The 9,956-nt window shown below is 64.8% G+C and carries 5 protein-coding genes; 3 read left to right on the top strand and 2 right to left on the bottom strand.

Annotation, left to right across the window (positions count from 1 at the left end; genetic code table 11):
- Positions 1–4: 4 nt before the first annotated feature.
- Entirely contained in the window at positions 5–1,369 is a 1,365-nt protein-coding gene (locus tag ACQ4OD_RS18485; protein WP_430944727.1) for a glutamine synthetase family protein, read from the bottom strand.
- 464 nt (positions 1,370–1,833) lie between these two features.
- Between ACQ4OD_RS18485 and hrpA the strand changes: the two genes are divergently transcribed.
- Positions 1,834–5,739, top strand: a complete 3,906-nt coding sequence (hrpA, locus tag ACQ4OD_RS18490) for an ATP-dependent RNA helicase HrpA (protein ID WP_430944728.1) — start codon at positions 1,834–1,836, stop codon at positions 5,737–5,739.
- Positions 5,740–5,956: 217 nt separating this feature from the next.
- Positions 5,957–7,078 (top strand): beta-ketoacyl-ACP synthase III, encoded by a 1,122-nt coding sequence (locus ACQ4OD_RS18495; RefSeq protein ID WP_102684409.1) that lies wholly within the window; start codon positions 5,957–5,959, stop codon positions 7,076–7,078.
- Between the two features lie 182 nt (positions 7,079–7,260).
- Here the strand turns inward: ACQ4OD_RS18495 and ACQ4OD_RS18500 are convergent, their stop codons facing one another.
- On the bottom strand, positions 7,261–8,505 hold the full coding sequence (locus ACQ4OD_RS18500) for a putative porin (RefSeq protein ID WP_198755436.1): 1,245 nt from the start codon (positions 8,503–8,505) through the stop codon (positions 7,261–7,263).
- 239 nt (positions 8,506–8,744) lie between these two features.
- Between ACQ4OD_RS18500 and ACQ4OD_RS18505 the strand changes: the two genes are divergently transcribed.
- Entirely contained in the window at positions 8,745–9,872 is a 1,128-nt protein-coding gene (locus ACQ4OD_RS18505; protein WP_430944729.1) for a GNAT family N-acetyltransferase, read from the top strand.
- Positions 9,873–9,956: the final 84 nt, after the last annotated feature.

Genomic DNA, 9,956 nt, shown 5'->3' on the forward strand with positions numbered 1-9,956 from the left:
TCTGTCAGGCCTGATGCAGGTACCAGCGCCAGTCCTGTTCGCCGACCTCGGCCATGAACTGGCGGTACTCGGCACGCTTGACCTTCAGGTACACGCCGAGGAAGGCCTCGCCCAGCGCCTCCCGTGCCCAGGCCGACTGCTCCAGGGCTTCCAGGGCAGTCAGCCAGTCGGTGGGCAGGTACTCGCTGGCCTGGGCATAGCCGTTGCCTTCGACTGGCGCGCCGGGATCGAGCTGTTCGCGGATGCCCTGGTGTGCGGCAGCAAGTATCGCGGCGGCGGCCAGGTAGGGGTTGGCGTCGGCGCCGCAGATGCGGTGCTCCACATGCCGGCTGTTGGCCGGGCCGCCGGGCACGCGCAGGCTGACGGTGCGGTTGTCCACGCCCCAGGTCGGCGCCAGCGGGGCATAGCTGTTGGCCTGGAAGCGGCGGAACGAGTTGGCGTTGGGGCAGAACAACAGCAGCGACTCACGCAGGTGGCGCAGCATGCCGGCCACCGCCTGGCGCAACAGTGGGGTGCCGGCCTTGTCTTCGCTGGCGAACAGGTTGTTGCCAGCGGCGTCCGCCAGGCTCAGGTGCATGTGCATGCCGGTGCCGGCCAGTTGCGCGAACGGCTTGGCCATGAAGCAGGCCTGCATGCCATGGGCATTGGCAATGCCCTTGACCAGACGCTTGTAGCGCACGGCCTGGTCCATGGCCTGGAGCGCATCGCCGTGCTCCAGGGTAATTTCCACCTGCCCCGGGGCGTACTCTGAGATCGCTGTGCGCACAGGGATGCCTTGGGCCTTGCAGGCAGCATACAGGTCGGCAAGGAACGGTTCGATCTGCTCCAGCTCGCGCAAGCCATAGACCTGGGTACCGCGCGGGCGGCCGCCGTCGCTGTCCAGCGCCGGCTGTGGCCGGCCCTGGCTATCGCGCTGCTGGTCGAGCAGGTAGAACTCCAGCTCGCAGGCCATCACCGGGTGAAGGCCATCGGCCTTGAGGGCGTCGATCACCCGCAGCAGCACATGACGCGGATCCGCCACGCTGGCCGGCAGGCCTTCGCTGGGGTGCATGCTGACCTGCACGGCGGCGGTCGGCACCCGGCGCCAGGGCAGGCGCACCAGGCTGCCATCCAGCGGGTAGGCGCGGCAGTCGATGTCGCCGACGTCCCAGACCAGGCCGGAGTCTTCCACATCATCGCCGTTGAGGGTCAGGCCGAGGATGGTGCTGGGCAGCGGGCGGCCGCTGTCGAACACTGCCAGCAGTTCTTCGCGATGCAGCAGCTTGCCGCGGGGTACGCCGTTGGCGTCGAGGATGAACAGTTCGATCAGGTCGATATCGGGGTTATCGGCCAGGAAACGCCTGGCTTGCTCTGCGGGGGCAAAGTGCATGGTGGATTCGCTCTGGGGCACGCAGGACCGCCGCGCAGGCGAGCGGTCAGGCTGAGTCAATCGGCCAAGGGTGGCCGGGTCGGGTCAGGGGTGCGTAAGCGAAGTGTCCGGTGGGCGCGCGTGGCGGCAGTGCCACAGGGCCCAGAAGGCGAGGATGATGTGCACCAGCGGATTTTCTCCGACACAGGCCCTGGCCTTCGGCAGCGAAGGGTGGGGCAGCGGGCGGGCGATCATCGGGGTGGGAAGCATCTCTCGATACTCACATGGCCGGTAAGGTTGATTAAATCAGTGAATGGCGACGTTCATTCCGGTGGAAGCTAAACATTCGTGCAGGGCCCGTGTCGGGCTTGACCTGCGCCAGAGCCGCAACAGGCAGCATCCCGCGGGCAAATCTGCGACAATCGCGCCTCTTACGCCTGCCGATCATGAAAAAGCAGCACTCGCCTGCATCATTAAAAAGCCCCATGACAGACCACGCCATCGACCAACTGCTGAAGAACCTCGACCACGCCATGATCGCCGACCGCCATCGGTTGCGCCGGCAATTGCACGAGCTGCGCAAGCGCCCCGACGAGGGCAAGCTCGCGCAGTGGGTGGAAAAGGTACAGGCCTCCTGCGCCCAGGTCACCGCGCGCCAGCAGAGCGTGCCGAGCGTTCGCTACGACGACAACCTGCCCATCGCCGCCAAGCGCGACGAGATCAAGAAGGCCCTGGCTGAGCACCAGGTGTTGGTCATCGCCGGCGAGACAGGTTCGGGCAAGACCACCCAGTTGCCGAAGATCTGCCTGGAGTTGGGCCGTGGCAGCCACGGCCTGATCGCCCACACCCAGCCTCGGCGAATCGCCGCGCGCAGCGTCGCGGCGCGGGTCGCGGAGGAGCTGGGCACGCCGTTGGGGGCGCTGGTGGGCTACCAGGTGCGCTTCGAGGACCAGAGCGATTCGAACACCCTGGTCAAGCTGATGACCGACGGTATCCTGCTGGCCGAGACCCAGCACGACCGCTTCCTCGAACGCTATGACACGATCATCGTCGACGAGGCTCACGAGCGCAGCCTGAACATCGATTTCCTGCTCGGCTACCTCAAGACCTTGCTGCACCGCCGCCCTGACCTGAAGCTGATCATCACCTCGGCGACTATCGACCTGGAGCGCTTCTCCAAGCACTTCGACGGCGCGCCGATCATCGAGGTGTCCGGCCGTACCTACCCTGTGGAAACCTGGTACCGCCCGCTGACCAGCGAACAGGATGAGGAGGGCAACCAGGTCGAGGACGACCTTTCCGTTGACCAGGCGATCCTTGCCAGCCTCGACGAGATCGCCCAGTACGAGCGCAGCCAGGGCAAGGGCCCGGGCGATGTACTGGTGTTCCTGCCCGGCGAGCGCGAGATCCGCGACGCCGCCGAGATCCTGCGCAAGGCGCAGTTGCGCCACACCGAGATTTTGCCGCTGTATGCGCGGCTGTCGCCAGCCGAGCAGCAGCGGATCTTCCAGTCCCACAGCGGCCGGCGCGTGGTGCTGGCGACCAACGTCGCCGAAACCTCGCTGACCGTGCCGGGCATCCGCTACGTGATAGACAGCGGCACCGCGCGCATCAGCCGCTACAGCTACCGCGCAAAGGTCCAGCGCCTGCCCATTGAGGCGGTGTCCCAGGCCAGCGCCAACCAGCGTAAAGGCCGTTGCGGCCGGGTCGAGCCGGGCATCTGCATCCGCTTGTACAGCGAGGACGACTTCAACGGCCGGCCGGCGTTCACCGATCCGGAGATCCTGCGCACCAACCTGGCGGCGGTGATCCTGCAGATGCTGCACCTGCGCCTCGGCGCCATCGACGCCTTTCCGTTCATCGAGCCGCCGGATGGCAAGGCCATCAGTGACGGCTTCAACCTGTTGCAGGAGCTGTCGGCGGTCAATCGCGAGAACCAGCTGACGCCGCTGGGCCGCCAGCTGGCGCGTCTGCCGATCGATCCACGGTTGGGCCGCATGCTGCTCGAAGGCGCCCGTCAGGGCAGCCTGCAGGAAGTGCTGATCGTCGCCAGCGCATTGTCGGTGCAGGACCCTCGCGAACGCCCACCGGAGCGTCAGCAGGCCGCCGACCAGGCCCACGCCCAGTGGAAGGATGTCGATTCCGACTTCGCCGCGCTGGTCAACCTGTGGCGCGGCTTCGAGGAGCAGCGCCAGGCGCTGACCGCCAACCCGCTGCGCAACTGGTGCCGCAAGAACTTCCTCAACTACTTGCGCCTGCGCGAGTGGCGCGACGCCCACCGCCAGCTGGCGCTGATCTGTCGCGACCTGCAATTGACGGTGAACAAGGATGCCTGCGACTACCAGCGCATGCACAAGGCGATTCTCAGCGGCCTGCTCAGCCAGATCGGCCAGAAGACCGAGGAGGGCGACTACCAGGGCGCACGCCAGCGGCGGTTCTGGATTCACCCGTCGTCGGGCATTGGCCGCAAGCGGCCGCAGTGGGTGATGGCCGCCGAACTGGTGGAAACCACCAAGCTGTATGCGCGCATGGTGGCCAAGATCGAGCCGGATTGGATCGAGCCGCTGGCCACCCACCTGATCAAGAAGAACCACTTCGAACCGCACTGGGAGAAGAAGCGCGGCCAGGTGGTGGCCTACGAGCAGATCACCTTGTACGGGTTGATCCTGGTCGGACGCCGCCCGGTGCATTTCGGTCCGATCGACCCCGTCACTTCCCGCGAGCTGTTCATCCGCGATGGCCTGGTCGGCGGCGAGATCCAGTCCCGGGCCAAGTGCCTGGCGGCCAACAAGCGCCTGCTGGAGCAGCTCGACGAACTGGAGGCCAAGGCCCGCCGGCGCGACATTCTGGCTGACGAAGAAACCCTGTACGCCTTCTACGAAGCGCGCCTGCCCGCGGAGATCCACCAGACCGCGACCTTCGATGCCTGGTACCGGATGACCAGCCAGAAGGACGCCAACTTGCTGATCATGCGCGAGGAGGACGTACTGGCCCGCGAGGCCAGCGAGGTCACCGCAGCGCAGTACCCCGACCATCTGCAGGTGGGCGAATTGCGCCTGTCGCTGAGCTACCACTTCGAACCGAACCACCCCCGTGACGGCGTCACCGTACGGGTGCCGGCGCCGTTGCTGCCCAACCTGCCGGGCGAACGCCTGGAATGGCTGGTGCCGGGCCTGCTCGAGGCCAAGTGCATCGCCCTGGTGCGCAACCTGCCCAAGGCCCTGCGCAAGAACTTCGTGCCGGTGCCGGACTTCGTCAAGGCGGCACTGTCGCGCATGGTCTTCGGCCAGGGCGCGTTGCCCCAGGCACTGGGCCATGAGCTGCTGCGCATGACCGGGGCGCGGGTGTCCGACGAGGCCTGGGCGGAAGCGACCGGGCTGGTCGAGGGCCATCTGCGCATGAACATCGAAGTGGTCGATGCCCAGGGCAAGTTCCTCGGCGAGGGCCGCGACCTGGCCGAACTGACTGCCCGTTTTGCCGCCGCCAGCCAGGCCGCCCTGGCCTTGCCGCGCAACGACAAGGCCGAGCAGCCGGTGCAGGCCAAGGTATTCGAGCAAGTGGCGCAGACCGCCCAGCAGAAGATTGCCGGGCTGTCGATGACCGTGTACCCGGCACTGGTCGAGGACAACGGCACGGTGCGCGAGGGGCGGTTCTCGACCCAGGCCGAGGCCGAGTTCCAGCACCGACGTGCCCTGCAGCGCCTGCTGCTGCAACAGCTGGCCGAGCCGGCCAAGTTCCTGCGCGGCAAGCTGCCGGGGCTGACCGAATTGGGCTTGTTGTATCGCGAATTGGGCCGGGTCGAGGCACTGGTGGAGGATATCCTGTTGGCCAGTCTCGACAGTTGCGTGCTCGAAGGCGAAGACCCGCTGCCCCGTGATGGCGCGGCCCTGGCCTCGCTGGCCGAACGCAAGCGTGGCAATTGGAGCGAGCATGCCGAGCGCCTGGCGCGCCTGACCTTGGAGGTGCTCAAGCTGTGGCATGGCTTGCAGAGGCGCTTCAAGGGCAAGATCGACCTGAGCCAGGCGGTGGCGCTCAACGATATCAAGCAGCAACTGGCCAACCTGGTGTATCCGGGCTTCGTGCGCGAGACGCCGGGGGCCTGGTTCAAGGAATTGCCGCGGTATCTCAAGGCAGTGGAACTGCGCCTGGAGAAGCTGGGGTCGCAGGTACAGAAGGACCGGGTGTGGAGTGGCGAGCTGGCCAATTGCTGGGCGCAATACCAGGCCCGTGCCGACAAGCATGCCCAGGAAGGCAAGCGCGATGAGCAACTGACCTTGTACCGCTGGCTGCTGGAGGAGTACCGGGTGTCGTTGTTTGCCCAGCAATTGGGTACCAAGGTGCCGGTTTCCGACAAGCGACTGAGCAAGCAGTGGAGTCAGGTGGAAGCCTAACCGTTGCAACTTGTGGCAAACTTGACGGAATTTTGGGTCGTTTTGCGGCCCATCGCTGGCAAGCCAGCTCCCACAGGGGACGTATTGAACTGTGGGAGCTGGCTTGCCAGCGATCGAGGGCGCAGCCCTCGTCCATGAATTGGTACCAAGGTGCCATTATGTTGCCCTTTTCCCGGCCTGCGCCGCATGGCGATGGCCTTTGACCAGAGGAACGACCGTGCACAACGTCGTCATCAGCGGCACCGGCCTGTATACCCCGGCCCAGAGCATTTCCAACGAAGAACTGGTGGAGTCCTTCAACACCTGGGCACAGCGCTTCAACCGTGACAATGCCGCCGCCATCGAGCGTGGCGAAGTCGAGGCGGCGCCGCTGTCCGATGCCGCCTTCATTGAAAAGGCCTCGGGCATCAAGAGCCGCTTCGTCATGGACAAGGCCGGCATCCTCGACCCGCAGCGCATGAAACCGCGCCTGCCGGAGCGTTCCAACGACGAACAGTCGATCCTCTGCGAAATGGGCGTTGCCGCTGCGCGTCAGGCGCTGGAACGTGCCGGGCGCACCGCCGCCGATGTCGACGGGGTGATTGTCGCCTGCTCCAACCTGCAGCGCCCGTACCCGGCCATCGCCATCGAAGTGCAGCAGGCGCTCGGTATCGAGGGCTTCGCCTTCGACATGAACGTGGCCTGTTCGTCGGCCACCTTCGGTATCCAGACGGCAGCCAACAGCGTGCAGTTGGGCCAGGCCCGCGCGGTGCTGGTGGTCAGCCCGGAAATCTGCACCGGCCACTTGAACTTCCGTGACCGCGACAGCCACTTCATTTTCGGTGACGCCGCCACCGCGGTACTGATCGAGCGTGCTGACCTGGCCACCTCCGCGCACCAGTTCGATATTGTCAGCACCAAGCTGTGGACCGCGTTTTCCAACAACATCCGCAACAACTTCGGCTTCCTCAACCGCGCCGCGGAAGAGGGTATCGGCTCGCGGGACAAGCTGTTCGTGCAGGAAGGCCGCAAGGTATTCAAGGAAGTCTGCCCGAAGGTCGCCGAACTGATCGGCCAGCACCTGGATGAAAACGGCCAGCAGCCGAGCGATGTCCAGCGTTTCTGGTTGCACCAGGCCAACCTGAGCATGAACCACCTGATCGTCAAGAAGCTGCTGGGTCGGGAAGTGGACGAGCAAGAGGCACCGGTGATTCTCGACCGTTATGCCAACACCAGCTCGGCAGGGTCGGTGATTGCCTTCCACCTGTACCAGGATGACCTGGCCAAGGGGGCGTTGGGTGTGCTGAGCTCGTTCGGTGCGGGTTATTCGATTGGTAGCGTGATCCTGCGCAAGCGCTGATACCCGTTTCGCCTGCTCCGGCCCTATCGCCGGCAAGCCGGCTCCCACAGTGGTGCATATTTCTCTTGGGAGTCAGTTTGCCGGCGATAGGGCCGGAGCATTTCTGACAGAGCAAAAAAAGCGGGAAATGCTGGATGGGGTCAGCATTTCCCGCTTTAGGGTGGAGCAAAGGAGCCTGGCGCTTAGAACTTCGCTTCCAGGTCCACCTGCAGCGTATCTACGTCAGCATCGCTGTTCGGCAGGTTGGAGAAGTCGGTCTTGGCCATCAGGTAGGCCGCGCCCAGTGAGAAGTTCTTGTCGATCTCGTAGCCGACCTTGAACTTGTGGCCACGCGACCCGGTGAAGCCGTTGCCGAAGTCGGAGTCGGTGAAGGCGCTGACTACCGCGTTACGCTGCACGTCGCGGTAGTTGTAGTCCAGGCTCCAGGCGCCGACCTTGGTTTTCAGGCCGGCCAGCCAGGCCTTGTCCTTGCCGTCGGTACTTTCGGTGTTCTTGACGAACTGGCCATAGGCCGAGAGTGGGATGGCAAAGCCGGTGAAGTCCACCTGGCCGAAGCCTTCCACCAGGTTGAACTCGTTGGTGGTGTTACCCAGGGCACGCAGGACGGTCGACTCCTTGTCGTTGTCGTAGCCGTAGATGCTGCCGCCCACGGTGAACTTGAGGGTGTCGGCCGCGTTGAACTTGGCACCCAGCTGGCCGTGGTACAGTTGTGCGTCGTGCTTGAACTGCACGCCGTCGCCGTCGACGTTGTCCTTGAGGGTGTAGTGGCCGGCACTGCCGAACAGTTCGGTGGCGCCCAGGTTGGTCTTGTAAGTGACCGCCATGCCTTCGGGGTTGATATCGCTGTCCCAGATGATGTCGCCCATGCTCACCCATGGCTGAGCCATCTTGCCGCCGATCAGGTGCAGGTTGGGGATGGCGGTCGGGTGCCAGTCGAGGTAGGCCAGGTCGACCCACAGCGATTTCTTCTCGAAGTAGTTGTCCAGGCTTTGGTTGGTCGAGCGGGCATCGGCGCTGCTGCCGGTGGCCACACGCACGCCGGCGTCCACTTGCGGGTTGATCTCGCTGTAGAAGCCGACACGGGCGCGGACGCGCTCACGGTCCTGGTTGCCACTGCGCGAGATCGGGTTGTCGACGTTGACGTCTTCGTAACGCAGGCGCACATCACCCTTGATCTGGGTCTTGGCGGCCCACGCCACTTTCTGTTCGAACGAGCTCATGCGTTCGGACTGGGCTTTCTGGTCGGCCTTTTCCTTGGTTTCCTTTGCCAGGTCGCCCTGCAGTTCGTTGTACTGCGCCTGGTTGATCGAGCCATTGGCGCGGAGCATTTCGAGCAGCTTGGCGTCGACAGCAGCACTGGCCGGAGTACTCAGAGCCAGCATCATGCCGGTGAGGCTCACTCCGGTAAGTGTAGAAACAAGACGCATAAGGTTCTCCCTGTTGGAAAAAGTGGGGAGGCTCAAGCGCCCGCCCCCAAGTTGGCATGTCTTCGGAAAAGGCCTGACTAGACAGGTTCTGGGGTTCCGGAAAACAGGCGCAAGTATTGCGGGGGCGAATGACAGAATAATGTCCGAATAGTGGCACTGGTGTTAAGTCAGCAAGGGGTCATTTGAGTGTCACGGCTGGTTTGGCAATACTGGCTCCTTGTTCATAGCGAGTTGCATCCGTGATCAGCCTTCATAGCCTTGCCCACCTGCGCGACCTGCCGGCGACCACCTGGGACGCACTGGTGCCCGACGGCCAGCCGTTCCTGCGCCATGCCTTCCTCACGGCCATGGAGGACAGTGGCAGCGTGGTGCCTGACACTGGCTGGGCCGCCGAGCACCTGGTGCTGGAGCGCGACGGTGAGGTCCGGGCGCTGCTGCCGGCGTACCGCAAGTGGCATTCGTTCGGCGAGTACGTGTTCGACCATGGCTGGGCCGATGCCTGCGAGCGCGCAGGTATTGCCTACTACCCCAAGCTGCTGGGTGCCGTGCCGTTCAGTCCGGTAAGCGGCCCACGCCTGTTGGCCGCCGACCCGAGTGATGGCCTGTTGCTGTTGCAGGCCATCCCCGAGTACCTGGGCAAGGGCGGGCTGTCGGGCGCGCATATCAACTTCACCGATACTGCGCTGGATGAGGCGCTCACCGGTCTGCCAGGCTGGATGGAACGCCTGGGTTGCCAGTTCCATTGGCGCAATCGGGGTTATCGCGACTTCCAGGACTTTCTCGACAGCCTCAGCTCACGCAAGCGCAAGCAGATGCGCAAGGAGCGCGAACAGGTGGCGGGGCAGGGGATCGACTTCGCCTGGTACCGGGGCGACGAGCTGAGCGAGGCGCAGTGGGATTTTGTCTACCTGTGTTACGCCAACACCTACGCCGTGCGCCGGCGCGCGCCCTACTTGACCCGTGAATTCTTCAGCCTGATCGCCGAGCGCATGCCCGAGGCCATCCGTGTGGTCATTGCCCGCCAGCAGGGGCGCGAGGTGGCCATGGCGCTCAGCCTGATCGGGGGTGACAGCCTGTATGGACGGTATTGGGGGGGCCTGGATGAATTCGACCGTCTGCATTTCGAGACCTGTTTCTACCAGGGCATGGATTTCGCCATTGGCGAAGGGCTGCAGCGTTTCGATGCCGGGGCCCAGGGTGAACACAAGTTGATTCGCGGCTTCGAGCCGGTGATCACGCGGTCGTGGCATTACCTGCTGCATCCGGGATTGCGCCGGGCGGTGGAGGATTTTCTGCTGCAGGAGCGGGCGGGGGTGAGGGCGTATGCCGAAGAGGCGCGCGGGATGCTGCCGTATCGCCAGGCATGAAGATCAAGGGGCACGTGGGAGCGGGGGGGGGGGGGGGGGGGGGGGGGGGGGAGGGGGGGGGGGGGGGGGGGGGGGGGGGGTGGG

The organism is Pseudomonas sp. WC1 (genome assembly GCF_050586565.1).
Lineage (GTDB): Bacteria > Pseudomonadota > Gammaproteobacteria > Pseudomonadales > Pseudomonadaceae > Aquipseudomonas.

Coding starts and splice junctions, on each gene's coding strand:
- ACQ4OD_RS18485 (WP_430944727.1), bottom strand. CDS start 1,369: ATGCACTTTGCCCCCGCAGAGCAAGCCAGGCGTTTCCTGGCCGATAAC.
- hrpA (WP_430944728.1), top strand. CDS start 1,834: ATGACAGACCACGCCATCGACCAACTGCTGAAGAACCTCGACCACGCC.
- ACQ4OD_RS18500 (WP_198755436.1), bottom strand. CDS start 8,505: ATGCGTCTTGTTTCTACACTTACCGGAGTGAGCCTCACCGGCATGATG.